Source organism: Anaerotaenia torta, from assembly GCF_050433395.1.
GTDB classification, from domain to species: Bacteria; Bacillota; Clostridia; order Lachnospirales; family Lachnospiraceae; genus Mobilitalea; species Mobilitalea torta.
This window is the reverse complement of record NZ_JBNPXH010000011.1, coordinates 39,329-64,796: the sequence shown is the minus strand read 5'-3', so window position 1 is coordinate 64,796 and position 25,468 is coordinate 39,329. Positions and strand designations below refer to the sequence as shown.

Annotated in this window: 20 protein-coding genes; 9 read left to right on the top strand and 11 right to left on the bottom strand. The window is 47.1% G+C overall.

Annotated elements, in window-relative coordinates; translation table 11 throughout:
* Positions 1 to 98: 98 nt before the first annotated feature.
* The 5 genes from HNQ56_RS17285 to HNQ56_RS17265 form a co-directional block, all read right to left on the bottom strand.
* Entirely contained in the window at positions 99 to 467 is a 369-nt protein-coding gene (locus tag HNQ56_RS17285) for a DUF1667 domain-containing protein (RefSeq protein WP_429148821.1), read from the bottom strand.
* Positions 468 to 472: 5 nt separating this feature from the next.
* Positions 473 to 1,768, bottom strand: coding sequence for an NAD(P)/FAD-dependent oxidoreductase (locus tag HNQ56_RS17280; RefSeq protein ID WP_429148819.1), 1,296 nt, complete (start codon positions 1,766 to 1,768; stop codon positions 473 to 475).
* A gap of 17 nt (positions 1,769 to 1,785) precedes the next feature.
* Positions 1,786 to 3,222, bottom strand: a complete 1,437-nt coding sequence (locus tag HNQ56_RS17275; protein ID WP_429148818.1) for an NAD(P)/FAD-dependent oxidoreductase — start codon at positions 3,220 to 3,222, stop codon at positions 1,786 to 1,788.
* Positions 3,223 to 3,224: 2 nt separating this feature from the next.
* A complete protein-coding gene (locus HNQ56_RS17270; protein ID WP_429148817.1) occupies positions 3,225 to 3,794 on the bottom strand; it encodes a glycerol-3-phosphate responsive antiterminator in 570 nt (189 codons plus the stop codon).
* Between the two features lie 207 nt (positions 3,795 to 4,001).
* The gene (locus tag HNQ56_RS17265) at positions 4,002 to 5,201 is read right to left on the bottom strand and encodes an ATP-binding protein (protein ID WP_429148815.1); all 1,200 of its coding nucleotides are present in this window, start codon (positions 5,199 to 5,201) and stop codon (positions 4,002 to 4,004) included.
* A gap of 773 nt (positions 5,202 to 5,974) precedes the next feature.
* Between HNQ56_RS17265 and metG the strand changes: the two genes are divergently transcribed.
* The gene (gene metG, locus HNQ56_RS17260; protein ID WP_429148813.1) at positions 5,975 to 7,594 is read left to right on the top strand and encodes a methionine--tRNA ligase; all 1,620 of its coding nucleotides are present in this window, start codon (positions 5,975 to 5,977) and stop codon (positions 7,592 to 7,594) included.
* A gap of 17 nt (positions 7,595 to 7,611) precedes the next feature.
* Here metG and HNQ56_RS17255 read toward each other — a convergent pair whose 3' ends face one another.
* Entirely contained in the window at positions 7,612 to 8,301 is a 690-nt protein-coding gene (locus HNQ56_RS17255; RefSeq protein ID WP_429148811.1) for a Crp/Fnr family transcriptional regulator, read from the bottom strand.
* 195 nt (positions 8,302 to 8,496) lie between these two features.
* On the opposite strand from HNQ56_RS17255, the gene hcp reads away from it, so the two are divergent.
* The 5 genes from hcp (at position 8,497) to HNQ56_RS17230 (ending at position 13,950) form a co-directional block, all read left to right on the top strand.
* The gene (hcp, locus tag HNQ56_RS17250) at positions 8,497 to 10,134 is read left to right on the top strand and encodes a hydroxylamine reductase (protein ID WP_429148810.1); all 1,638 of its coding nucleotides are present in this window, start codon (positions 8,497 to 8,499) and stop codon (positions 10,132 to 10,134) included.
* A gap of 350 nt (positions 10,135 to 10,484) precedes the next feature.
* Entirely contained in the window at positions 10,485 to 11,102 is a 618-nt protein-coding gene (locus HNQ56_RS17245) for a hypothetical protein (protein ID WP_429148808.1), read from the top strand.
* Between the two features lie 46 nt (positions 11,103 to 11,148).
* A complete protein-coding gene (locus tag HNQ56_RS17240) occupies positions 11,149 to 11,703 on the top strand; it encodes a hemerythrin domain-containing protein (RefSeq protein WP_429148806.1) in 555 nt (184 codons plus the stop codon).
* A 636-nt stretch (positions 11,704 to 12,339) separates the two neighbouring features.
* Complete coding sequence (locus HNQ56_RS17235) at positions 12,340 to 13,152, top strand: TdeIII family type II restriction endonuclease (protein ID WP_429148804.1); 813 nt, start codon at positions 12,340 to 12,342, stop codon at positions 13,150 to 13,152.
* A gap of 78 nt (positions 13,153 to 13,230) precedes the next feature.
* Positions 13,231 to 13,950, top strand: coding sequence for a DNA-methyltransferase (locus tag HNQ56_RS17230; protein WP_429148802.1), 720 nt, complete (start codon positions 13,231 to 13,233; stop codon positions 13,948 to 13,950).
* A 16-nt stretch (positions 13,951 to 13,966) separates the two neighbouring features.
* On the opposite strand, the gene HNQ56_RS17225 is transcribed toward HNQ56_RS17230, so the two are convergent.
* The 5 genes from HNQ56_RS17225 to HNQ56_RS17205 form a co-directional block, all read right to left on the bottom strand.
* Complete coding sequence (locus tag HNQ56_RS17225) at positions 13,967 to 14,596, bottom strand: SOS response-associated peptidase (protein WP_429148800.1); 630 nt, start codon at positions 14,594 to 14,596, stop codon at positions 13,967 to 13,969.
* Between the two features lie 539 nt (positions 14,597 to 15,135).
* Positions 15,136 to 16,074, bottom strand: coding sequence for a carbohydrate ABC transporter permease (locus tag HNQ56_RS17220; protein ID WP_429148798.1), 939 nt, complete (start codon positions 16,072 to 16,074; stop codon positions 15,136 to 15,138).
* 61 nt (positions 16,075 to 16,135) lie between these two features.
* Complete coding sequence (locus tag HNQ56_RS17215) at positions 16,136 to 17,092, bottom strand: ABC transporter permease (RefSeq protein WP_429148796.1); 957 nt, start codon at positions 17,090 to 17,092, stop codon at positions 16,136 to 16,138.
* Positions 17,093 to 17,193: 101 nt separating this feature from the next.
* The gene (locus tag HNQ56_RS17210) at positions 17,194 to 18,963 is read right to left on the bottom strand and encodes an extracellular solute-binding protein (protein ID WP_429148795.1); all 1,770 of its coding nucleotides are present in this window, start codon (positions 18,961 to 18,963) and stop codon (positions 17,194 to 17,196) included.
* A 25-nt stretch (positions 18,964 to 18,988) separates the two neighbouring features.
* Positions 18,989 to 19,969: an ArsR/SmtB family transcription factor gene (locus HNQ56_RS17205; protein ID WP_429148793.1), complete on the bottom strand. Its 981-nt coding sequence runs from the start codon at positions 19,967 to 19,969 to the stop codon at positions 18,989 to 18,991.
* 560 nt (positions 19,970 to 20,529) lie between these two features.
* Between HNQ56_RS17205 and HNQ56_RS17200 the strand changes: the two genes are divergently transcribed.
* The 3 genes from HNQ56_RS17200 to HNQ56_RS17190 all read left to right on the top strand — a co-directional run bounded on the left by HNQ56_RS17200 (position 20,530) and on the right by HNQ56_RS17190 (position 25,426).
* Positions 20,530 to 21,924 carry a glycoside hydrolase family 43 protein gene (locus HNQ56_RS17200; RefSeq protein WP_429148791.1) on the top strand — a complete coding sequence of 465 codons (1,395 nt, stop codon included), beginning with the start codon at positions 20,530 to 20,532 and terminating at the stop codon, positions 21,922 to 21,924.
* Between the two features lie 35 nt (positions 21,925 to 21,959).
* On the top strand, positions 21,960 to 23,768 hold the full coding sequence (locus HNQ56_RS17195; protein ID WP_429148789.1) for a glycoside hydrolase family 2 protein: 1,809 nt from the start codon (positions 21,960 to 21,962) through the stop codon (positions 23,766 to 23,768).
* Between the two features lie 152 nt (positions 23,769 to 23,920).
* Positions 23,921 to 25,426, top strand: a complete 1,506-nt coding sequence (locus HNQ56_RS17190) for a DUF1846 domain-containing protein (protein WP_429148787.1) — start codon at positions 23,921 to 23,923, stop codon at positions 25,424 to 25,426.
* The last annotated feature ends 42 nt before the right edge of the window (positions 25,427 to 25,468 follow it).

Here is a 25,468-nt window from a genome sequence, read left to right as displayed (position 1 = left end):
ATCAAGAGAACCAGTTTTATTGTGTCTGTGAAACACTAAAGCCCTCTTTTTGGGCGCATTACCCACAGCCATACTTTCCTCCGTTACACTCCTTTTAGCTATATTCCCGTAGCTACATTTCCCGTAGCTACAAAATCCACTCCAGTATTACATACGTTCTCAAGGATCACATCCCCTATGCAAACGGGAGCAGATACTCTAATATCTTTCAGAGCTCTGACGCTGTCGAATATCTTATCCTTCGGGATATCAGAGCGGGTTTTAACAGAGACACACCTGTCAACCCCTCCCTGCACCAATACTGTACTGGTGACAGTACGGGTGGGATTTATAATTTCCTTTCTGGCGTATAAATCCCCTCGCTTACAGGAGTTTCCTGTCACACTGACAATCTCACCCTCCTTCAGGGCAACCTCCATACGGCATCCCAAAGGGCATCGGATACAAATCAATTCTCTCTTCTCCATGATGGTTAATTCCCCTCCACTTTGACAGTGACAGACTTCAGATCAGGATATTCCCTTCGTTTCCGGGCGCTCAGTTTTATTTGTCCCATCTCCCCCGGTGTAAGTATGGGGCTCCTTTTCTTTAATACCAGCTCATGATCAAAATATACACCGATAGCTGCATTCTTATAGATCGCATCGACCCGGAAACGAATCGTCACATCCCCGTCCGCTGCTTTCTCATTCATTGTTTTCTCACTCACTGCTTTTGGGGAGAGAGATTGAGGAACCGTGTAGCGGACTCCGGAACCGGGACAAATCGGTATCTCTTTTCCAGAAGTAAGCCTGCTTTCTCCGGTTACATACCTGGCGGCATGTTCACCGGCCAGGGCAGCTTCCTCTGACACATAGTCCACCAGATCATGTACGTGAAGTACATTCCCGCAGGCATATACCCCTTCCATGCTTGTTTCAAGCTGTTCATTCACTACCGGCCCTGAAGTAACGGGATCTAAAGCGATACCCATACCTCTGGAAAGCTCATTTTCGGGAATAAGCCCTACCGAAAAAAGCACGGTATCACACGGGTAATATTCCTCCGTCCCGGGAATCGGCTTTCTGTTTTCATCCACCCGGGCTATGGTGACTCCCGTAACTCTTTCCTTCCCCTGAATCTCAGTCAGTGTATGGCTTAGCTTCAGCGGTATTCCAAAATCATCGAGGCATTGTACGATATTTCGGGTGAGCCCTCCCGAATAAGGCATAATCTCTGCAACGACTTTTACCTTTGCCCCCTCCAGCGTCATTCTTCTTGCCATGATTAACCCAATATCGCCGGAACCCAGGATAACCACCTCTCTCCCCGGAAGATATCCTTCCCGGTTGACAAGACGCTGGGCAGTGCCCGCCGAAAATATTCCCGCGGGACGAAAGCCCGGTATATTAAGGGCTCCCCTGGGGCGTTCCCGGCATCCCATTGCGAGTATAATCGCCTTCGCTTCGATCTGGAATAGTCCGTCCCTCTGATTTACTGCTGTAATTTGCTTCTGTTTATTTATCTCAATAACCATGGTGTTCAGCTTATATTCAATGTTAAGCTCCTTCACCTGCTCAATGTAGCGCGCTGCGTATTCCGGCCCGGTCAGCTCCTCCTGGAAGGTATGAAGGCCAAATCCATTATGGATACATTGATTCAGTATCCCTCCCAGCTCCTTATCCCGTTCAAGGATGAGGACGCTTTTGCATTTGTTATTTTTTGCTGCTATCGCCGCAGCAAGTCCCGCAGGGCCGCCGCCAATTATCACAATATCTACGTTTTTCATTGTGCTATTCTCCCTGTCTACAGACTATCCTTATTTTTACCGAGAATTATGTTGGAATTCATACCGTTTTTTCTTACCTCTTCGATACTGCAGTTTAGCTCCCTTGCAATAATCTCCATGGTTCTGGGCATGCAAAAGCCTGCCTGGCAGCGGCCTGAGCCAGCCCTGGCTCTCCGCTTGACCCCGTCAAGGGTTCTTGCTCCTAACGGCCTGTTGATTGCGTCTACAATCTCTCCCTCCGAGATCATCTCACACCTGCAAATGATATTGCCATAGGCGGGATTTTGATTGATGAGCGCCTTACGCTCCTCGAAGCTCATTTCATTTAATTGCGGTACAGCCTTTCTTGTATATATATAATTGGCCTTCTTCTTTGGATCTGCTTTTTCCGTTATCATGTCCGCCACCATTTTACCTATGGCCGGAGCGGCGGTAAGGCCCGGCGATTTTATTCCGGCGCAGTCAATAAACCGCTCCGCTTCTTGCAGTTCTTTGATCATGAAATCCTTCCCCGCATCGGCCCGAAGCCCTGCAAAGGAGGTAATTACCGTATTAAGAGGAAGGTTTCTGACGGTACGCCTGCTTTTTCCATTGATCTGTGACATTCCTTCGGCTGTAGTATCCGTCCCTTCTTTATCAGAAACCTCGATTGCCGTAGGACCTACAAGCAGATTTCCATGGATCGTAGGAGCCACCAGAACTCCTTTTCCGTATCTCCCTGGAAGTTCAAATATGGTTTTCGAAACATGATCTCCCGCAGATTTGTCAAGAAGATAGTAATCGCCTCTTCTTGGATTGATTTTTATCTTGTTTTCACTTATCATATTGTGAATGGTATCCGCATAGACTCCCGCCGCGTTTACAACCCACCGGGAAGTGAAAATTCCTTTTGTTGTGGTTATTTGATAGCCTTCCTGAGATTTTTCTATTCCGGTTACTTCCGTATGAAAGGAAAATTCCGCTCCGTTTTCGAAGGCATTTTCCGCCATGGCAATATTTAAAGTAAAAGGGCAAATGATGCCTGCCGTCGGGGCGTAAAGTGCCGCTATCCCTTCCTGCGACACATTGGGTTCCATGGATAGAAGCTCCGTTCGTCCTATGATTCTAAGACCCTTTACTCCGTTTTTGAGCCCTCTTTGATACAGGCGATCTAACCTCTCCAAATCGTTCTCATCCGTGCATACCACAAGGGAACCGTTGCGTTTGAAGGGAATCTCCAGCTCCCGGCACAGCTCATCCATCATCCGGTTTCCTTCTACATTCAGCTTTGCCTTGAGGGTTCCCTCCTCGGCATCATATCCGGCATGTATAATGGCACTGTTCGCCTTGGAGGTGCCTGAACAGACATCCTCCTCCTTTTCCAGTACAAACACCTTAAGCTCATAGCGGGATAGCTCACGGGCAACGGCGCATCCCGAAACTCCCGCCCCGATAATAATCACATCATACCGCATATCTACATCCCCCAAACCTTTGCATTTGTGGAAGATACCGCTATGGCCCCTGCGTTGAGCGCGCTCATGATATCCTCCTTATCCGATATCAGTCCTCCTGCAATAATAGGAGTTTTATGGCTTTCACAAAGCTTCTTAATAACCTTCGGCATGGCTCCGGGAAGAACTTCAACAAAATCCGGGCGCACCTGGGACAATTGTTTTTCAATACTGTCAAATGCCATTGAATCAAGGAGGAAAAACCGCATCACCGTATAAAGTCCGATTTCCTTGGCTCTTCGGATCAGCGCAGGCTTCGTGGATATAATCCCGTCCGCCACGGTATTCCTTTTGATAAAGTCCACTGCTATTTCCTTCGACGCAAGCCCGGAAAGCAGATCCACGTGTACGATAGCTACCTTTCCGTTTTCTTTTACCTTTTTAACAATCTCCTCAATCTTCAGAATGTCCCCGTACAAAATGAACACCACACGGATTTCCTCTAGTTCACAGCATTTCTTCAGACCTTCTTCGTCTTTAATGGCCGCAATAACAGGGCCGGACTCCACCATTTCATAAAGACCTTCGCTCATCCTGAAGCCTCCCATCCCGAAGCCCCCATCAACGGTGAGGGTTTCTATTTTTACATTTTAAAAGAGAGCACAATAACAAACAGGTATCTCTACCTACTTGCTTATGCTCTCTCCAGACTCCGCATACCAATATTCTATCTTTAATATAGCATAAATCAGCTCATTTCGCAATGCTGTTTTCTGCAAATAATTGATTTGGCGTAACCGTCATTTCCCCAATAACCAGTCTATGAGATTCAGCTGCTTAATGCCGCTGTGATCTGCCGGATAGTCATCAAGGGTGAGAAGAAATTTGGGATAGTTATCTTTAATTTGTTTCAAGGGTGTAAGCTCCCGATCCAGTGTGCTTTCGTCCAGTACGCTTGCGGATACCTGGTAATACTCGGTCTGCTTATCACGCACGGCGACAAAATCAATCTCCGTTCCCCGTCCCGCTTTGCCGATATTTACAGTATATCCACGACGGAGCAGTTCAAGATATACGATGTTCTCTATCTGATGCCCGATATCTCTGTTCGTGGTGCCGAGTATCATATTGCGCAATCCGGTGTCACAGATATAATACTTGCTTTCCGATTTGAGATGCATCCTGCCTTTGATATCGTATCTTTGAACATGATAGAACAGATAGCTGTCCGACAAAGCTTCCAGATAGGCTTCCACCGTGACAACCCCGGTCGGTCTGCCGTTTGAAATCAGCGTGTCGGCAATTTTTTTGGCTGATACCGGACTTCCCACATTGCTGGCAAGGAAACTCGCAATAGACTTTAGGAGCGTAATGTCGTTCAGCTTATTACGCTTCATGATATCTTTGACAAGAACGGTATTGTATACGCCCTCAAGGTATTGGCTATGCGCAAGTGAATTGTCAGCAAAACGGGCGGTAAACGGGAACGCGCCCATGTTCATATATTGCGCAAAGCGGTCACGTTTATCAGGTATAGCAACCGCTTCTCCATATTCCGCAAAAGACAGCGGGAGCATGCCGATCTCAATATAGCGGGCGGTGAGTTTGGTGGCCAGTTCGCCGGAAAGCATATAGGCGTTTGAACCGGTGATATACAGATCAACCTTCTTTTTTAGAAAAAGACTGGACACCGCTTTTTCATACTCCTCACATTCCTGTATTTCATCAATAAACACATAAGTCCATTTGTCCGGAACAAGCCTGGTCTTTATATATTCGTGAAGCTTTCTGTAATCCAGCAGCTCAGCATAATCCATATCCTCCAGGTTGACGGACACAATCTGCTCATCGCTGATCCCTTCGGCCTTGAGCTTTTCCATATACAGTTCAAACAGTGTTGACTTGCCGCAGCGGCGTACGCCGGTGACTACCTTTATCATCTCTTCTTCCCGCCACATGGCAAGCTGCCGGAGATATCCTTTGCGCTCTATTAACTTCATGGAAACCGCCCCTTTCAATGGATAAATTCTTTCTATAAGTAGCATAGCATATTTTTGTCAAAATTGTAATAACTTTTTAATGCGGAAAAGTACTTGTACTAATTATCAACAACTTTTTCTTCTTTATTCATATCAGAGGAATTTGCAAGCTGAGTTTACTTTTTACCCCTTCCCTAAAAGCAATTCCAGGTAAAAACCCACGGATATAAAGCACGCACAGGTTACGAATTTTTATTTGATTCTTTTTTCTTCCTATGATATAATCTCAGACAATATTATATAATATAGTATGATATTTCAAATGCATTGAAAAGAAGAGTACGCAAAGGATGCTTTTACAGAGAACCCGGAGGGCTGAGAACGGGTAAGGTCAGAATTTGCAGAACATGGTCTTGGAGCTGCGCACCGACTAAGAATGGGAATTCTTACAGGCTGCGACGGGTGCACCCGTTATCGTGCCAGGCTATCGGCAAACCATTTCTTGCCCGCAGCTGATAAGGCCCTGTACCGTGAGGTAGGGGCGAATTGGGGTGGTAACACGAAGCGGCGCTTTCGTCCCCGAAATTAATTTTTCGGAGAGGAGGGCTATTTTTTTATCCAAATTGCTGGTGGATAGCAAAACAGACCGCATTGTCTGGCTGATTACACTCAGGACCGTGACATGTCTGCAAGGGATTTGGATACCGTTTTATTACCGTTATCAGACTCAAGGGTTGAGATTCAGTTTCAACCCCCTATGCGCAGCAAAATGCGTGGAAATGGAGGTATTATTTATGAAGATTTTAATCGGCAGCGCCTGGCCTTACGCCAACGGCTCGCTGCACATCGGACATTTGGCGGGGCTCCTGCCCGCCGACATTCTCGCCCGCTACCACAGGGCCAAAGGGGATGAGGTGTATTTCGTGTCAGGCACCGACTGCTTCGGTACGCCGGTCGCCATACGGGCAAAGCAGGAAAACCGCACTCCCCAGGAAATCAGCGATTTGTACCACAAAGAATTCTGTGACTGCTTCGACAAGCTGGGCTTCAGCTATGATCTGTACGGAAAGACTTCCTCCCGGCAGCACCAGAGCTTTGTCAGAGACTTTCACGCTAAAATGTACCAGAGCCCCTATCTCTATGAAAAATCCGTTCCTCAAGCCTTCTGTGAAACCTGCGGCAGCTTTCTTGCCGACCGGTTTGTTCACGGCCTCTGCCCCTCCTGCGGCAAGGAAGCCCGCGGAGACCAATGCGATGCCTGCGGCAAGGTGCTGGAGCCGGAAGCCTTAATCAGTCCGACCTGCTCCGTCTGCGGCTGTACTCCCGTTTTCAAGGAAAGCAAGCATTTATTTATTGCCGTTTCCCAGCTGGAGGATAAGCTTAAGTCCTTTCTAAAAGCCCGTCCTCACTGGCGCAAAAATGCGATTGCCTTTACCAGCCGTTATATTAACGAGGGGCTGCGTGACCGTGCCGTTACCCGGGATCTTAACTGGGGAATTGATGTGCCGAAGGAAGGCTATGAGGACAAGAAAATCTATATCTGGGCGGAAAATGTGCTGGGCTATCTCTCCCAGAGCCATGAGCTGTGCCTCCAACGCGGGGAAGATTTCGCAGAGCTCTGGGGCGAGGACGCGAAGCACTACTATGTCCATGGCAAGGATAATATCCCTTTTCATACCATTATTCTTCCCTCACTGCTCTTTGCCAACGGGGAAGGCTGGCATCTTCCGGATGAGATTGTGTCCAGCGAGCATCTGACCCTGGAGGGCAGGAAAATCTCCACCAGCGGTAATTGGGCCATATGGCTGAAGGATATCCTTGGCCGGTATCACCCGGATTCCCTGCGCTATTATCTCACGGCCAGCGGACCGGAACGCAGGGATTCGGACTTCTCCTGGCGGGAATACCTCAACAGCCATAACAGCGAACTTCTGGGCGCATACGGCAATTTCATCAACCGAAGCCTTGCCTTTGTAGAAAAGTATTTTGACAGTATTGTTCCGAAAGGAACCCTGGACGGGGATATAGAACAAAGGATCGGCAGAGCCTTTTCCAGCGTCGGCGGGAAGATTGAAAAAACCAATCTGAGGGATGCTCTGGACGAGATATTTGAGCTTGTGCGCTTTGGAAATAAATATTTTGACACAGAGAAGCCCTGGGACACAAGAACGCATGATCCGGCGGCCTGCCAGAACACCCTTTTTAACTGTGTCCAGCTGATTGCCAATTTATCTGTCCTGCTTGCGCCCTATCTGCCCTTTTCCTCGGAGAAGGTACACGGCTGGCTGGAATTAGACACCCGGTGGCAACCACAATTTGTTGGCAGCGGTTTTCACATCCCTAAACCGGAGCTTCTGTTTGAACGTCTGGATAAGAAGATTGTAGAATATGAACTGGAACAGTTGAAGCGATAAAAAGAAAGGGCTGGCCCCTACTCCAGGCACCGGGCCAGCTCTTCCTTATTCATAATCTTAAAGCTGTTACCGTAAAAGTCGATCAGTCCTTCGTCCTTCATCCGGGCCAGCTCGCGGCACATGGAGGTTCTGGCTACATTGAGATAATCCGCCAGCTCCGTACGGTTTAACATAATCTGAAACATCCCGGCTCCCCGCTCTGCCGCTTCATTCAGCAGGTATCCGGCAATCTTTTCCCTCATTCCCTTTAAAGTCAGCAGCTCCAGCTTCCGGTTCAGATTCACATTCTTCTCCCCCAGAACCACCATCATATTCTGGATTAAGTCAATGTGAAAGCTGCAGCTGTTTCCGCAGGATTTGATTACCCTCTCATAGGGTATCAGCATGATTCTGGCACTTTCCTTAACTCGCACCGTTACCGGGGAGATGCGCCGCAGCGTGCAGACGATTCCCTCCGCAAACAGGTCAGCCGATCCCAGAAACGCCACGATATGCCGGTTGCCTGCCAGGCTTTCCTTCATAACCTCGACCACACCCGACAGCACGATTCCGATGTGGTTGATCTCATCCCCGGCAAAGAAAATATAATCCTCCGCCTGGAAGCTTTTGACCTGGGCTCCCAAGCACTGAATCAGCGATCCCAGATTCTTTTCTTCAATCCTTCGGAACAGAGCGCATTTTTTTAACACCTCTTGATCATTCTCCATGGCAACCCTTCTTTCTCAAATCTATGTGCAGAAATTTATGTGCAGAATGAATAGTTTTTTCATTTTGTAGCCGTAGCTACATTTTCTTTTCTGTATTTGTATTATACTCAACTTGTTCTTAAAAATCAATGCAGTAAGATGATGCAAAAAACCAAATGTTTTTCATAATCATATTTATAAAAGGAGAGGTATTAAATGGCGAACAAAATGTTTTGTTATCAATGTCAGGAGACAGCCAATTGCAGCGGCTGTACTATTTCAGGCGTTTGCGGTAAGACTCCCGATCTTGCCAGAATGCAGGATTTATTAATCTATGTGACTAAGGGCTTAAGCGCAGTTACGACTGCTCTCAGAGCGCAGGGGGAAGCAATCCCGGCTGAGATCGACCACTATGTGACGATTAACCTGTTCACTACCATTACAAACGCAAATTTTGATAACGAGGTTTTCTATAAGAGAGTATTAGAGACCCTGGATCGGAAGGAAGCTCTTTTAAGCAAGGTGGCTGATCGCTCCGTTCTGCCGGAAGCAGCTTTATGGAAGGGCTCCACAAGAGAAGAATTAGATGCCAAGAGCACTACTGTCGGAGTTCTTGCCACCGAAAATGAAGACGTAAGAAGCCTTCGTGAGCTGATCACCTATGGATTAAAGGGTCTGGCTGCTTATTTAAAGCATGCCAACGAATTAGAGCATGACAGCGCAGAGGTTTGCGCATTTATGCAGAAGGCTCTTGCCGCAACTCTGGACGATACCTTAGGCGCAGATGATCTGGTTGCTCTTACCCTGGAGACAGGCAAATTCGGTGTGGACGGTATGGCGCTCCTTGACACCGCCAACACCAGCACCTACGGCAATCCTGAGATTACCAAGGTTAATATCGGCGTAGGAACCAACCCTGGTATCCTGATCTCCGGTCATGATCTGAGGGATCTGGAACAACTGTTAGAGCAGACTCAGGGAACCGGCGTGGATGTTTATACCCATTCCGAGATGCTTCCCGCCCACTACTACCCTGCTTTCAAGAAATACTCCAACTTTGTAGGCAATTACGGCAATGCCTGGTGGAAGCAGAAGGAAGAGTTCGAGAGCTTTAACGGACCGATCCTGATGACAACCAACTGTGTGGTTCCCCCGGCCGCTTCCTATAAAGGCAGACTTTTCACCACCGGAGCATCCGGCGTAAGCGGCTGTGCTCATATTGAAAAGGATGAGAACGGCAATAAGGACTTCTCAGAGATCATTGAACTGGCCAAGACTTGCGCTGCACCTACCCAGATCGAGAAGGGTGAGATCATCGGCGGCTTCGCTCACAACCAGGTGCTTGCTCTGGCTGACCAGGTAGTTGGTGCCATCAAGTCCGGCGCTATTAAGAAATTCTTTGTTATGGCTGGCTGTGACGGACGTCAGAAGTCCAGAAATTATTACACCGAATTTGCACAGGCACTGCCTAAGGATACGGTAATCTTGACCGCAGGCTGCGCAAAGTACAAATACAATAAGCTAAATCTGGGTGATATCAACGGTATTCCGAGAGTGCTTGACGCGGGTCAGTGTAACGACTCCTACTCCCTGGCTCTCATTGCCCTCAAGCTGAAGGAGGTATTTGAGCTTCAGGATATCAACGAGCTCCCGATTGCTTTCAATATCGCATGGTATGAGCAGAAAGCCGTTATCGTTCTCCTTGCCCTTCTCTACTTAGGCGTGAAGAACATCCACTTAGGGCCCACACTGCCGGCCTTCCTTTCTCCTAATGTGGCAAAGGTTCTCGTTGAAACCTTTGGTATTGCCGGAATTGGAACGGTAGAGGACGACATTAAGTTATTCACTGCATAATAGGTAAAATATTTGCAGGTTAGCATTTTAAAGCGGATAAGTACCATGATTAATGTATCGGCACCATGTATGATAAGATCATGCCCACCCTCTCCTAAATAATGATAGATAGATCAGGCAACCGAAGGCTCCCATAGAGCCCATAGGTTGCCTGATTGCATCTATTGCTCTGCTGCTCTCTGATTTCCTTTTTTATTTGTAGCTTTGGCTACAGTCTTCTTGTTCTGTCTATACTATACTTAACTGGTACCAAAACAATATTCATTACTTTTATTATATATATTCCTTGTAATACTTAGTTGGATTCTTTATTTTACATTATTTACATCAATAGAAAAGAGGTTTTGAACATGAGTGCATTTTTAGGCCCAATTCATTATTGGCTCTACAATAAAATTAATATTCAGCAAGATATCACGGACAGGCTCTATCCGCTGGGTGATTCATACGGACGGGATCTCCGGGCGGAATGCGACTCCCGCTATGGTGAATATATCAATCAGCCCCTGGATAAAATGATTGACCTGGGCAATATCCACGGGTGGCTGCAGGAGCGCGTCTCCCAGGTTGAATATAAATATGCTTACACCGTGACCACATTATTAGAAATAGCTCCCCAGCTCCGGGAGCAGCTTCTCCAGCTCCTGTGGGAAGCCGGCAATAACCAGGCAAAGATCGTCCGTAAAGCCGAAGAACAGCCAAGCCCCAGCCATATCTACACCCTGCTGTCGGATCAGCTTCTGGACGGCATGCCCTGTGACCGCGCCAACCAGCTGGTTTCCCAAAACAGCACGGAGGCTGTCTGGATTAGAAAGCTCTGCGTCCACTCTCCTTATTGGGAGGAGCTGGGCGGTAATATTGCAGATTATTATGAACTAAGAGAAGCTTGGATGAGAGGCTTTCTGAGGGAGTTCTACTACTCCTTTGAAAAAACCGATGCGGTCACTTACCGGATTTATGCCGCTTAAGAAAACACCTGCATCCTTTAGAAAATTAGAAAACAGGAGGTAAACCATGGATAGCATTAAACTTATGATGGAAGAACATCAATATATACTCCGCATGCTTGCAGTTGTCCGCAAAGCCTGCTACGGCATTCTGAAAGGAGAAGAGATCAATTACGAGGATTTTGACCAGATGATCGACTTTATCCGAAGCTATGCCGATGCCCACCACCATGGCAAGGAGGAGAAGATACTCTTCCACGAAATGGTCACCCATCTCGGCGCCCTGGGAAATAAATTAATTACCCACGGCATGCTGGTAGAGCATGATTCCGGCCGCCTTTTCATACAGGAATTAAGGGAAGCCCTGGCCCGGGTAAAGGGCGGAGAGGAAGAAAGCCGCCTGGACGTTATCGCCAATGCCGTAAGCTATACTCATCTGCTGAAACGCCATATTGAGAAGGAAGATACCGTAGTCTATACCTTCGCCCAGCGTCAGCTCTCTCCCGACATTATCAATCAGGTCAACCAGGATACTGCGGAATTCGAGAAGGCTGCATTGGAAAAAGATACAAAGAATTATTATGAGCAGCTGGTCATAAAGATGGAGAAGAAATACCGGTAAATTAGTTGTGTATCATATACCCGAATCACTCCTGCCCCTGGAAACAAAGCTTAGTCCATTCGTTTCCGGGGGCAGATTTTTTTAGTCCCATTCCTCGTATATCCTCTCATTTTACGGGATCACAGCATTTCATTTCAGACTGCTTCTAATCTTTTGTATCAGACTATGAATAAATCCTCCCATGAAACGCATCAATTTCCCGTACAGTATCCCCAACCCCATATATATCATTATAATTAATAAAATACCTATTACCGGATTTTCAATTTTCATAAAACAGGCTCCATTTCCCCAAATAGATTAGAACTATCATAATACATAATTTTTTACTGTCAAATTTTTGTAGAGGTCAGATCTGTAAAGGATTCAACCTCAAGAATAATCCGCTTCTTTTATCCTCTACCCAAATTTCTCATACACGAAAATTTGTTCATATATCCCTTCCCCGATATGAAAATACATGTTATAATATCCAGGATGAGCAGATTAGTCCATGACGGGTCCGGTGCTGATCACGCTTGCCAGAATCAATGCCATAGCCAACGTAAGTGAATGCATCGTGAACGAAAAGACATGGCTCTTGTTTCCTAATCCGCAGATGTTATACCCGCTCGTACATAACAAAGGAGTCCTTCCATGAACATAGAAAAGGAACAATTGATCAGAGACATTACAGATTATCATATACGGCAATTTGTTGATACCATGGAAAGCCGCTACCGCCAAGAGGTAGATGATCCCCAGGGAGTTATCAACGCCAAGAAAAACAACGCTTTTATATCCCAGCTGGGCGAGGAATTCATGTTTTACTCCGCCTTCGTCCGCTCCTTCGACAGCTCCTTCGGCAAGGTGCTGGAGAACATGGGGAATGCCATTGCCAGAATCTCTTACACGGTCCGGGGAAGGATCGAATCCTATCTCCTCCCCCAGCAGACCCAGCACATTGACTTTCTCATGACCGCTTATGAGAAACGGGATGCCCGGCCAAGGGTGGAGGATTACATGAATTTCAACTGCTTGATTCCCTCCAACCTCACCAGTTACCTCACCTCCCATGAGACAGATAATTATTTCTATGACGAGGAGAAGGGCTGCCATTATTTAATTGAATTAAAAGCCGGCGGCGATCTGGATAATAAGAAGGCCAAATCGGAGAAAATCGCCCTTCTGAACGAGTTCTTCATCCTCCGCAATTCCCTGCGCAATGACGAAACCGTCCGTATTTACTTCGCCACCGCCTATAACAAATTCGGCGAGGATACCCCCTGGCGGCAGGAACGGGTTCAGACCTTCTTTGCGGACGAAGAGCTGCTGATCGGCAAAGCTTACTGGAACTTTGTATGCGATGATCCCGACGGCTACCGGATTATCTCCGACCAATACCGCATCAGCGCCGAATACATGAAGTCCGCCCTGGACCGGATCAAGCAGCTATACTTTCATTCCTGAATACAGGCGGTACGATTTCTGTTTGATTTCATGCATTCACTATATTTACTTCCCATAGAAACGAGAGGAGAACCCCTTATGATAGACGTAAGTACCATAGATAAATACCTGCTGATGCACGGTGATTGCATGGAGAAGTTAAAGGAAATCCCGGATGGAAGTATCGATCTCATCCTCTGCGATCCCCCCTATAACCTGGCCAAATATTCCACCGGCAATATGAAATTCGATTGGAGGAGCGAGATCAACAACGACGTGGCTAAATGGGACTTGAAAGAGCTCACTCCCATTGACTTCCTGGATGAATTCAAACGGGTGCTGTCCCCCACCGGCAACATCTTTATCTTCACCAGCTATAACCTGATCGGCAAATGGCATGAGGTCTTCGACAATGAATTCGATACCTTCCAGTTCATGGTGTGGCATAAGACAAACCCGGTTCCCAACATTCGCAAATCTTCCTTCTTAAACAGCTGTGAGCTGATTGTATGCATGTGGAACAAGGGACATACCTGGAATTTCTCCAAGCAGAACGAGATGCATAATTTCATTGAGAGCCCTATCTGCATGGGCAGCGAACGCTTGAAGAATCCCAAGCATCCCACCCAGAAGCCCCTCTCGGTGCTGAAGCAGATCATCAAAATCGCCAGCAACGAGAATGACCTGGTATTGGATATGTTCATGGGCGTCGCCTCCACCGGAGTGGCTGCCGTAGAAATGAAACGCCGTTTTATCGGTATTGAGATAGATGACACCTATTATGAGGCATGTGAAAACCGGATGAAGAACTGCAAATAGCATCCTTGCCTGATTCTCAGGGCCACAAATCCATCCGGTATTGTTGGCCGTAGTTCCCCCTTCCAGTCCCTTTCCCGGAGCTCTTGACGGTCTTCGCCAGCTGCGGAGGAGTCCTTCTCATAAGCTCGGCGGATGCCTGCTGATCCGTCAGCCAGGCAGTAATCTCCTGGCGGGGTATTATCACGGGCATCCGGTCATGAATCTCCCTCACGGATTCATTGGCCTCCGTAGTCAGGACGACATAACGCAGCTCTCCCTTATAAAAGTTATAAAGTCCCGCCAGATACAGCACCTTATCCCCTTCCATGTTAAATAGATATTGCCGCTTCCCAGCGTCCCACTCATAGAAGCCCGTGGAGGGAACGATACAGCGGCGGTCTATCATGCTATCCCGAAAGGTCTTCTTCTCAAAGGCTGTTTCCGATCTTGCATTAATGAGAACGCCTTTTCCGTTAAATTGGGGGAATCCCCATATCCCGGCTGCCGGTATTATCCCCTGATCCGTGGAAATCAAAATCAATGCCTGGTCCGTGGGACGAATCTCTCCGGTCTTAACCTTTCTTTCATAGGTTTCCGCTTCCAGCTGCTCCAGCAACTCTATGATTTCATCATTCTTCTCCAACATAAACATATATCTGCCACACATAAGATATCCTCCCTATTTTTTCTCCTTATCTTTTCTTTTTGTCTTTTCGCCCCGTTTTGTATTTATTTATATTTATTATGAACAGAGTTAAATTTGAGCAAAGGATGGCAATTATACACAAAAATACAGTAAGAGCACTCCCTGTCGGCGTTCCGTTAACTGCTGAGTATCTTAGGTTCATTACAGCAACGATAATTCCTGCCAAGCAAATAATAACGGAAACCGCAGAGATAAGTAACGATATTTTGACTTTCCTCATAGTATTCTTCACAATCTCCTTCTATAAATAATATACTTTAAATCTAAAATATCATGATATCCGCCGATTGTCCATTCATTTAAACTATCTAAATACATTCCTATCTTCTCTTTCCCTTCTTTTCCCTTTCTTACACTTTATTCTAATAGAAAAGAAGCTCCGCACCTGTTCAAGACCTTACAGACGGAAGCCTCTTACTATAATTATATTGGCGCATACATTAACAGAAAACATCATCCGCTTCCTGTAACTGCATCGAACCGTGCAGGAACGCCGTCTTTCATCCTTTAATAGACCCAACATACACACCCTTCACAAAATACCTTTGAAGAAATGGATATATCATCAAAATCGGAGCAGTCGCAACTACAATAACACAATATTTCACAAGCTCACGGTAAGCGGTTGCTCCCTGCACACTGTTGATAGAAACTCCTCCCGCACTTCCAACCGTTGCAGTGGAGGAATCATTGGTTACCAGGATTTCCTTCAAGAGAAGCTGCAAGGGATACTTCACCCTGTCCTTCAGAAGAACCATGGCATTAAACCAGGAATTCCAGTTGCCCACCAGATAATACAGCAGAATTACCGCAAGCACAGGCTTTGACAGAGGAAGGATGACCCTCAGCAGGATCTTGGCCTGAGATGCCCCGTCCATTACCGCCGCTTCCTCCAATTCCTGGGGCACCGCCTGAAAGCCCGTGCGCAGGATAATCATATTCCAGGTGTTCAACGCCGTAGGAAGCAGCATGGCCAGAAGATTGTTGTAAAGTCCGATTTGCTTCATCAGCAGGAACCAGGGAATCAGTCCCCCTCCGAAAAACATCGTTACCGTAATCAGAAGCATGATCGGCGTCTTCCACAGCAGCTCTTTTCTGGAAAGTGTGTAGGCCCCCATTATCGTCATCAGCATATTGATGAGCGTTCCCAGCAAAACATAGGCTCCCGTGTTGCGAAAGCCCGTGAAAATACTGTTGTCCTTAAAAATCAGCTTATATCCGTTCAAAGTAAAACCAATGGGCTTTAAAAGCAGACCCCTGTGCTGCATCAGTGCATTGGGCTCGCTGACGGAAGCAAATACAATATGCAGAATCGGATAGAGACATGCCAGCGTAAACACGGTTAAAATTCCGTAGTTAAACAGATTAAAGATCACATTGCTCCATTTCCGTCTGCCAATTGAGTGTTTTTCCCTATATCCTAAAGCTGTACTCTTCATATTAATATCACGCCTTTCTCACTTTGTTCCAAATCCACTCTGCAAAAGCAGCCTGCCCGCTTTACCATATACTGATCTCCGAGTATTTCCTGGCAACCCTATTGGTCATCCAGAGCAGGAAGAAGTTGACCACCGCACTCACAAGCCCCACCGCTGTGGCAAAGCCGTAGCTTGCTTCCTGCAAGCCTCTCCGGTAGACATAGGATGCGATAACATCGGCAGTATCATAGGTCAATGAATTATACAGCAAAATAATCTTTTCATGGCCGGAGCCCATCAGACCGCCCACGGCAAATATGAAGAGAATAATGATAGTAGGACGTATCTGCGGCAGAGTAATATGCCACATCTTTCTCAAACGTCCCGCTCCGTCAATATCCGCCGCCTCATACAGCCCCGGATCGATGGAGCTCATGGCGGAGAGATAGATAATACTGTCCCAGCCCACATTCTGCCAGATGCCGGAGAAGGTATAGATCGGCCGGAACATATTGGAATAGCCCAGCAAGGAGGAATGCTCCGTCCCTGTGATAAAGTTTACAAGCTCGGTAATAACCCCTCCCGACTGGGTAAAGATATGAATAATACCCGCAATGACCACCAGGGAAATAAAGTGGGGCATATAGGTAATGGTCTGAACCGTCTTCTTAAAGAACTTTCCCCGCACCTCATTCAACAGCAGCGCCAGCAGAATAGGCGTGGTAAAGCCAAAGGCCAGACCCCACAGATTTAACATCAGCGTATTTTTTACTGTCCTGAAGAAGAAAGGTCCTCTGAAAAATTCCGCAAAATACTTAAAGCCCACCCACTGGCTCGCTTCAAAGCCCAGCAGGGGCTTGTAATTCTTAAAGGCTATGGCAATGCCCCACATGGGCCCATAGCAGAAAATGATGTACCAGGCCAAAACAGGTATTATAAGCAGATAGGCAAAATAGTTCTTTTTAAAATCCTTGCGCACCATTCCCATCGTCAAGCTGTTTTTCCTTTTTACAATTTCCTTCCCATTTCTCTTACCCAAAAATGGCACCCCCCTGTTTCTACCTCCATTTAGCAGGAGAGCCTCCGGCTGTTATCATGAACAGCCCGAAGGCTCTCCCCTAAAATCCTGTGAATTATAAATTATCTTGCATTATAACGGTCCAAAGCGGACTGCCACAGTGAGACAAATTCGTCCATGCCCTGGGCTTTTGCCTTCTCCAGGAACTCGTCATAGGCGCTGACCGGGAGCTGATTCATAATAATCTTTGCAAAATATTCGTTTCTCATGGTAGAAAGTATGGTGCCAAGCTCGCCCTCTCTTGCGCTTTCCTCAGAGGTAAAGCTTATAGGAGGCATAGTCACGGAATCATCGGTATTGCTGGTCCAGTATTCACGGATATCACCGGAGTAGCTGCCCTTTGCGGTAATCAGAGGGTTGGAATTATGCTCGTCACGGATATTGGAGAATACATGGATGCGGTATTTCCAGATCAGATTGGATAAGGGCTGCTGATCGGGATCATTATACATCAGTCCGTCCTCCGGGAAATAAGGCATACCCTTGTCATCAACCAGATGTACATCGCCGTAAGAACCAAAGTTCAGAAGCTCCCAGCCCTTCTTGGTATAGGCAAAATCAAGGAAGGCACAGGCTGCGTCCAGATTGTCGCACTGTGTGGTAATGGCTGCGATTGTTCCGGTGGACTTGAAGTTCTTATAGGTCTGCTGGGGCTTATCCCCCTTCTTTAATACAGGGTTTAATACTCCTACGAAATCGATATTATTATCCTGCTTCCAGTATCCCCACATGGTATCCGGGGAATCCATCATAGCTGCACAGTCACTGGAGGCTGCTTCTGCCATTCTCTGGTTAAAGTCTGCCGTAGCCCAGTCCTTGTTCAGAAGACCCTCTGCATACCACTGCCGCATTGTGGTAAGATAATCCTTTGCACCGGGTGCCGCGGGACCCCAGGCCGCCTTGCCGTCCTTATCCACATAGACCCAGTCCCATACACCATAGGCACCATTAATAATACCGGTAAAAATCTGTCCGTATGTAGAACCATAATTGAGAGGCTCGTTGTATCCCGCCTTCTTGCAGGCCACCAGGAAATCATGCCATTCGTCAATGGTCTCCGGAGGCGCCATGCCTGTTTTGTCCAGAGCTTCCTGCTTGATCAGCATGCCGAACCAGCACCATTCATTATAGGGCGCAAGACCGTACACTGCACCGATGGTTCCGTTATCCAATACGGAGGTCACACGTCTTTCTTCATCGGAATTACGCCATGCGGAATAGTTAGGCATCTTTTCTTCAATAATATCATTTAAAGGAAGGTAAGCGCCTTCTGCCACACCGGCTGCAATACCGCCTACATATCTTCCGGCATCAATAATAATATCAGGAAGCTCCTGGGAGGCTATCATCATGTTAAAGTTAGTAGCTTCTTCTCCCAAGGGAGGAACAATAAAGTTAACCTTAATTCCGGTCAGCTTCTCCATCTGATCCAATACCATCTGGTTATTCAGATCATCGCATACGGAAGCCAGAATGGAGTTGGAGGGCATCCAAATATCCAGAGTAGCGTCCATGGGATAGGCGGAATAGTCATTGGGTATTACCGTATCAAAAACATCTCCCAGATAGCTGTCTTCCAGTGTATCATTTACCATAGCCTTCTCTTCCTCGCTGGGTGCGGTATTTCCTCTGATCCCTGAAGCAAGGGGATTGGCCTCCGCAGGCTTGGCGGGGTCTTCATTCTTATCCTGTGCCGGTGCCTTGGTTGCTTCCGTGCCCGGTTTATTCGCATCCTTCGTATCACTCTTATTGCAGCCTGCCAGCATCGTAAATGCCAATACAACAACCAACAGACAGCTTACCAATTTCTTAAGCCTAATCGTCATAATCATCGAATCCTCCATAAATTCATACTTTCTAAAATTCTTCCTCCGTCTCAGGTTCGTCCTCTTCTCCGCTGCTGTCCATCCGAACACTCATGACAATGCCTTGGGCGAAATCGCCGAACCTTTCCCCGAACAGGTTCATTCCCCCGAGATTCTTGGCATCGGGCTTTACTCCGATCTTGAAGCTGATATAATAGCCGTCACAGATTCCAAGGGTATCAATGGTATCATCCGACGTTTTCACCAGGTCCTCAAAGCAGCCCTGTCCGTTGATGGTCACGTTCTTCAGTACCCCGTACTGGGTCATGGTATCGCTCCACCAATCCGGATTCAGATGCCCCCTCCTGCCTCCGAAATCTCCTTTTGAATAAATTGTTGCAATCTCCCTCTCATTAACCCATACACTGATATCGGAAGGCCAGTCGTTCTGATATCCCGGCGCCTCCGAACAGACCTCAAAAGAAAAGGATAATTCCTGTATCTTGCCCTTCTTTAACATATAATTAGGGAAACGGTATTCCAGGTATCCGGACATGAACCAGATCAGCTGGGCTTCATGGCGGTTCTCCGCATAAAAACCGTAGGGTGAATCTTCCACTCCCAGATAGGAGCGTTCGCTGATGATTCCGCAGTTCTCATTCACCGCGCAGTTATAGTAGTTACCGATCCCCATGGGAAAATGATAAATCTTTGTATTGTCCCGGTTCATCTTATGACGGAATGCATTAAAATAAATATCCTCAAACGCAATCCCGCATACCTTCTGGGCTCCTCTCAGCCCCGGCTGCTCCGTGGCCGTGATCATACCCGCTTCTTCCAATACCTTAACATGCAGCGCTGCAGACGACAGCGGAAGCTGGAAGGTTGCTGCTATTTCACTGATATTCGCCGACTTATCAATCAAAAGCTTTAAGATATCAAGTCTTATATCCGAAGACAGCGCCTTTCCCACCTGTACGATTTTTTCTTTGTTATCAAAGTCAAGTGCAATCCTTTTCTTTTTGATCTTCAAACACATTCCTCCTTTCTTGATTATTACATTATTCATGTAATTTAACGTCTCTCATAATTCCAATATAGCACTTATTTGGAATATAGTCAATCATTTGTTACAATTTTTATGTTGTATTTTTTTTGACTAATTTTTCATATATTTTTTTATTTCCTTTTGTGTTTTCAGCTATTTTACCTGCAGGTGTCAATCTGCACAAAATATACTCTTGTATTTTGGATGTTTTTTAGCTAGTAATCCTATTGATTTTAATGTAACTTATTACTTAACAAGCTCCACGGAAATTACTGTATTTTATATCCTACAGTTTTATTGTTGTAATTTACGTCTTTCTCATGAGATAATTCTACAATTCTGTTGGAGCTTGTTGTAATATAATGTAAATTGCAAGAACAATTGCACCTGTATAACACACCCCGATTACAGGAACATGCATTATTGTTCCTGTAATATAAGTTGTAAGAAGGAGGAACGATTACATTATGAAAATACTCCGCCAAAGGCTTTCTTGCTTTTTGGCATTTTGTGTCGTATTATTTTTATTAGGAGGATGCAGTCCTATGGAAAAAACCTATACCACCATCAATTTGTCCCCTGCCGAAGAAGGCCTGTTTTTTCAAAATGATCTGGGAATCACACAGATCGGTGACCCTTTTATTTTAAAGGCTTCGGATGATACCTACTATTTATATTGCACTTCGGCAGCCAGCGGATATTACTGCTGGAAGTCCAAGGATCTGGTTCACTGGTCCGGCAAAAAGCTATGTTATGTGAAAAAATCCGATTCCTGGTGTACCGATAGCTTTTGGGCACCGGAAGTGGTAGAATATAACAATAAATACTATATGTACTATACCGCCAGAAGCGGAGGCGAAAGCCTTCGTATCGGCCTTGCGGTTTCCGACCAGCCCCAGGGACCTTTTCTGGATGTAGAAAATCGTCCGTTTTTTGACCTGGGTTATGCCGCCATCGATGCCAACGTGCTGATCGATGCGGACGGCTCCAAATATCTCTATTTCTCCAGGGATTGTTCTGAGAATGAAATCGGAAACGTTAGAAAGAGTGAGATTTACGGAGTCGCCTTAAGCGACGACATGCTTTCCATCGTAGGGGAGCCGGTGCTTTTGCTCACCCCTGACCAGCCATGGGAGCTGTCCTCAACAAATCCCCTCTGGAATGAGGGGCCGGAGATTATGGTCCGCAACAGCACCTATTACCTCTCCTATTCCGCCAACTGCTACGCAGATAAAGCCTATTCCATCGGCTACGCCACCAGCTCCTCCCCCTTGGGGCCTTACAAAAAATATGAAAACAACCCCATTCTTACCGCCGGTACCTCTAAGGTGATATCCGGTCCCGGACATCACAGCTTTACCGTATCGCCGGACGGCAGCGAGCTATGGATGGCTTACCATACCCATGTGGATCCGAAAACCGGCGGCGGCAACCGCAAGGTCAATATTGGCCGGGTTCTTTTTACCGATACCGGCGAGCTGCGGGTTAACGGCCCGATTGTATGCTTACAGCCCGTTCCTGCCGACGGTTCCTTCACAAACCTGGCAAAGGAGGCAAAGATTGTATCCGATATCCCGGACAGCGCTCTCCTGAGCGATGACATCTTTACCCTGCACAAGAAGGACGCCCATTACGATTGCAGGATTCCGGTTAACGCAGATACGGCGGAAATTATTCTGGAATTCCAGGAACCCGTTACTCTTTCCCATATCCTTGTCTACAAGGGCACCGGGGGCAGCGGAGACTTTTCTTCTGTAAAGGCAGTTTTTGACGACAGCCTGATTACGGAGGAATGCCTGCTTTCCGAGGATCCGGAAGAGCGGAGCGCTATCCTGAGCTTTTCTGAACAAACCGTCACTCAAGTGAAGCTGATCCTTGTGCCAAGAGAGGGCAAAAAAGAAATCGCTCTCTCCGAGATCATGCTATTAAGACAGAATTAATTTGACAACCATTTTTTAACCAGGAGGTTTTACTTATGTTACGTACCGAATACCCGCGTCCCCAATTCGTCCGGAAGGAATGGCAATGCCTGAACGGCACCTGGGATTTTGACTTTGATGATCTGGATCAGGCCAGAAGCTGCCATTGGGAGAAGCTCTCCCATCCCCTGTCCCGAAAGATAGAGGTTCCTTTCTGTTTTGAAAGCAAGCTCAGCGGGATACAGGACACTTCCGTCCATAACCGGTGCTTTTACCGGCGGACCTTTACCCTTCCCGCAAAATGGCAGGATCGGAATATCCTGCTGCATTTCGGCGGTGTGGATTACCGCTGCAGGGTCTACATCGACGAAGCCCTGTGCGGAGAGCATGAGGGAGGAAGCTCCTCCTTTGCCTTTGACATCACTCATTGTCTCGACAGCTCCCTGACAGAGCACAGTATTGCCGTCTATGTTGAGGATCCCGCTGCCGACGAGACCATTCCCAGGGGAAAACAGTTCTGGGAGGAGAAAAGCGCCGGAATCTGGTACACCAGGACCTCCGGAATCTGGCAGACCGTCTGGCTGGAGCCGGTGGATCCCATCCATATCACCAGAATTAAAATGACTTCCGATTTCGATCAGGATATTCTGAATCTGGAATGCACCTTCAGCGGACTGCTTCCCGGCATGACCCTGGAGACGGTAATTACCTTTGGCGAAGAGATCATTTCCAATGACTGCTACTCCGTTTCCAGCAGCACCGTATTTAAGAGGAGTATCCATCTGGCAGGAGATAAGATCTTTCACACCAACACCCACGGCGCCAACCGCTCCTGGACTCCCGAAAATCCCGCCCTCTATGATATCCGCTTTGTGCTGAAACAAAACGGCAGGGAATTGGACCGGGCAGAAAGCTATTTCGGCATGAGAAAGATTCATACAGAAAACGGAATGGTCTATCTGAACAACCATCCCTATTATCAGAAGCTGGTTCTGGATCAGGGATACTGGCCCGAAGGAATCCTGACGGCCCCCAGCGATGAAGCCTTTCAGTATGATATTACGATTATGAAGGAAATGGGCTTTAACGGATGCCGGAAGCATCAGAAGACGGAAGACCCCAGATTCCTCTATTGGGCGGACCGGCTGGGCTATCTGGTCTGGGAAGAGCTTCCCGCCGCCTGCCTCTTTACCGACAGCGCTGTCATGCGTTATATGAAGGAATGGATGGAGATTATTGAAAGAGATTACAACCACCCCTCCATCATAACCTGGGTTCCCTTTAATGAAAGCTGGGCGGTTCCCGATATCGGGCGAAACGCGCTCCAGCAGGACTATACCGTTTCTGTGTATCATATGTTGAAAGCCCTGGATCCTTCCAGGCTGGTGATCAATAATGACGGATGGGAGCTTACCAAAACCGATATCTGTGCCATTCACAACTATTCTCATGGCACAGAAAAGGAGCCGGGCAAACAAAAGCTCTTCCAGCGCTTTACCAGGGAGCTTCCCGTCATGCTCTCCCCCTGCTCCGCCGGAAGGAGCATCTTCGCTCCGCCTTATAAATACGAAGGACAGCCCATTCTCATTACAGAATGCGGCGGAATCCGTTACAACAATTCGGAACAGAACAGCTGGGGCTACACCAGTGCGGACAGTGAAGAGGAGTTCTTAAAGCAATACCGCTTTGTCATTGATAATATTATGCAATCGGATTATATTTACGGCTTCTGCTATACCCAGCTTTCCGATGTGGAACAGGAAAGCAACGGGCTTCTGACCTATCATCGGGAGCCGAAATGTTCCCCCGAAAAGATTCGGGAGATTAACAGCCAATACCGTCATAATGTTGTAATTCGGGATTAGAATCATCTTTCTTCACCAAAAGGTCTGAGGCCATTGCTTGCCTCAGGCCTTTTTATAGTGCAATTCTACGAAAAACAAAAAAGTCCTTTGACATTTTTAAATTTTAGATTATTATATAATAATGGTGTATAATCAAAGGAGGATAATGTTGTATGAAAATCGGTTTTGATCCGCAAAAATATATTGATGAGCAGTCCCAGTTTATTTTGGAAAGGGTGAATCACTATGATAAGCTCTACCTGGAATTCGGGGGAAAATTGATCGGGGACAAGCATGCCAAGCGTGTACTGCCGGGCTTCGACGAGGACGCTAAAATCAAATTACTTCAAAAGCTGAAGGATCAGGCTGAGATCATCATCTGTGTCTACGCCGGCGATATTGAACGGAATAAAATCCGCGGTGATTTTGGTATTACTTATGATATGGAGGTGCTTCGTCTGCTGGACGACCTGCGCAGCTACAGCCTGGAGGTTAACAGCGTGGTAATCACCCGCTACAGCAAGCAGCCTGCTACCACTGTATTCATTAACAAGCTGGAGCGCCGCAATATTAAGGTATATACCCACGCCACCATCCCCGGCTATCCTGCCGATGTGGATACTATTGTAAGCGAGAACGGTTATGGCATCAATCCTTATATCACGACCACGAAGCCCATTGTGGTGGTGACCGCGCCCGGCGCCAACAGCGGTAAGCTGGCCACCTGTCTGAACCAGCTTTATCACGAATATAAACGGGGACGCAATGCCGGTTATTCCAAGTTTGAGACCTTTCCGGTGTGGAATATGCCGCTGAAGCACCCCCTTAACATTGCCTATGAAGCCGCCACCGTGGATCTGAAGGATGTCAATATGATTGATAACTTCCATTTTGAGCGCTATCATGAGGTCAGTGTGAACTACAACCGGGATCTGGAGATGTTCCCGGTGATCAAACGCATTATTGAGAAGATTACCGGCAAGGAATCCATCTACCAGTCTCCCACCGACATGGGTGTAAACCGTGTGGGCTATGGTATTATCGATGATGCCACGGTGATTGAAGCCTCCCGGCAGGAGATCATCCGCCGCTATTTTTCGACTATTTGCGATTTTAAGAAGGGTCTGCTGGATGAGGAAGCCGTTACCCGTATGAAGGTAATTCTGGAGGAAGTCGGCTTGAAGCAGGAGGACCGGGGCTGTGTTCTTCCCGCCAGGGAGTATGCCGCCAAGCTAAAAGAAGCCTCCTCTGATAACGAAACCGTATCGGTAATTGCCTTTGAGCTTGAGGACGGGACCATAATTACCGGCAAGGGCTCCGCAACCATGGACTGCAACTCTGCCGCGCTGCTGAATGCCATCAAATACCTGGCCGGAATCGGGGATGAGATCTTCCTGCTGTCACCCTTGATTTTAAATACCATCCGGACCCTGAAGGAACGGGATCTGCGCAGCAAGATCACCTGTTTGAATGCCAATGAAATCCTCATTGCCCTGAGCATCTGTGCCGTAACAAATCCCACGGCCCAGCTGGCTTACGATAAATTATCAGCACTTTCCGGCGTGCAGGCTCACTGCACCGTAATGCTGAACCGCAATGATGAGCAGATTTTAAAGAAGCTTGGAATTGATGTTACCTGTGATGCGGTATATCCTTCCGAGAATTTATATTATATTTAATTTTTTACTCCGGATTAATATTTTTGTTGACTGATATCCCGG

What these genes read in the sequence shown, in the direction of transcription:
- HNQ56_RS17200 (WP_429148791.1), top strand. Translation starts at nt 20,530, where the DNA reads ATGGAAAAAACCTATACCACCATCAATTTGTCCCCTGCCGAAGAAGGC.
- HNQ56_RS17285 (WP_429148821.1), bottom strand. Translation starts at nt 467, where the DNA reads ATGGAGAAGAGAGAATTGATTTGTATCCGATGCCCTTTGGGATGCCGT.
- HNQ56_RS17240 (WP_429148806.1), top strand. Translation starts at nt 11,149, where the DNA reads ATGGATAGCATTAAACTTATGATGGAAGAACATCAATATATACTCCGC.
- HNQ56_RS17190 (WP_429148787.1), top strand. Translation starts at nt 23,921, where the DNA reads ATGAAAATCGGTTTTGATCCGCAAAAATATATTGATGAGCAGTCCCAG.
- metG (WP_429148813.1), top strand. Translation starts at nt 5,975, where the DNA reads ATGAAGATTTTAATCGGCAGCGCCTGGCCTTACGCCAACGGCTCGCTG.
- HNQ56_RS17275 (WP_429148818.1), bottom strand. Translation starts at nt 3,222, where the DNA reads ATGCGGTATGATGTGATTATTATCGGGGCGGGAGTTTCGGGATGCGCC.
- HNQ56_RS17195 (WP_429148789.1), top strand. Translation starts at nt 21,960, where the DNA reads ATGTTACGTACCGAATACCCGCGTCCCCAATTCGTCCGGAAGGAATGG.
- HNQ56_RS17280 (WP_429148819.1), bottom strand. Translation starts at nt 1,768, where the DNA reads ATGAAAAACGTAGATATTGTGATAATTGGCGGCGGCCCTGCGGGACTT.
- HNQ56_RS17225 (WP_429148800.1), bottom strand. Translation starts at nt 14,596, where the DNA reads ATGTGTGGCAGATATATGTTTATGTTGGAGAAGAATGATGAAATCATA.
- HNQ56_RS17235 (WP_429148804.1), top strand. Translation starts at nt 12,340, where the DNA reads ATGAACATAGAAAAGGAACAATTGATCAGAGACATTACAGATTATCAT.
- HNQ56_RS17270 (WP_429148817.1), bottom strand. Translation starts at nt 3,794, where the DNA reads ATGAGCGAAGGTCTTTATGAAATGGTGGAGTCCGGCCCTGTTATTGCG.
- hcp (WP_429148810.1), top strand. Translation starts at nt 8,497, where the DNA reads ATGGCGAACAAAATGTTTTGTTATCAATGTCAGGAGACAGCCAATTGC.
- HNQ56_RS17220 (WP_429148798.1), bottom strand. Translation starts at nt 16,074, where the DNA reads ATGAAGAGTACAGCTTTAGGATATAGGGAAAAACACTCAATTGGCAGA.
- HNQ56_RS17245 (WP_429148808.1), top strand. Translation starts at nt 10,485, where the DNA reads ATGAGTGCATTTTTAGGCCCAATTCATTATTGGCTCTACAATAAAATT.
- HNQ56_RS17265 (WP_429148815.1), bottom strand. Translation starts at nt 5,201, where the DNA reads ATGAAGTTAATAGAGCGCAAAGGATATCTCCGGCAGCTTGCCATGTGG.
- HNQ56_RS17210 (WP_429148795.1), bottom strand. Translation starts at nt 18,963, where the DNA reads ATGATTATGACGATTAGGCTTAAGAAATTGGTAAGCTGTCTGTTGGTT.
- HNQ56_RS17230 (WP_429148802.1), top strand. Translation starts at nt 13,231, where the DNA reads ATGATAGACGTAAGTACCATAGATAAATACCTGCTGATGCACGGTGAT.
- HNQ56_RS17255 (WP_429148811.1), bottom strand. Translation starts at nt 8,301, where the DNA reads ATGGAGAATGATCAAGAGGTGTTAAAAAAATGCGCTCTGTTCCGAAGG.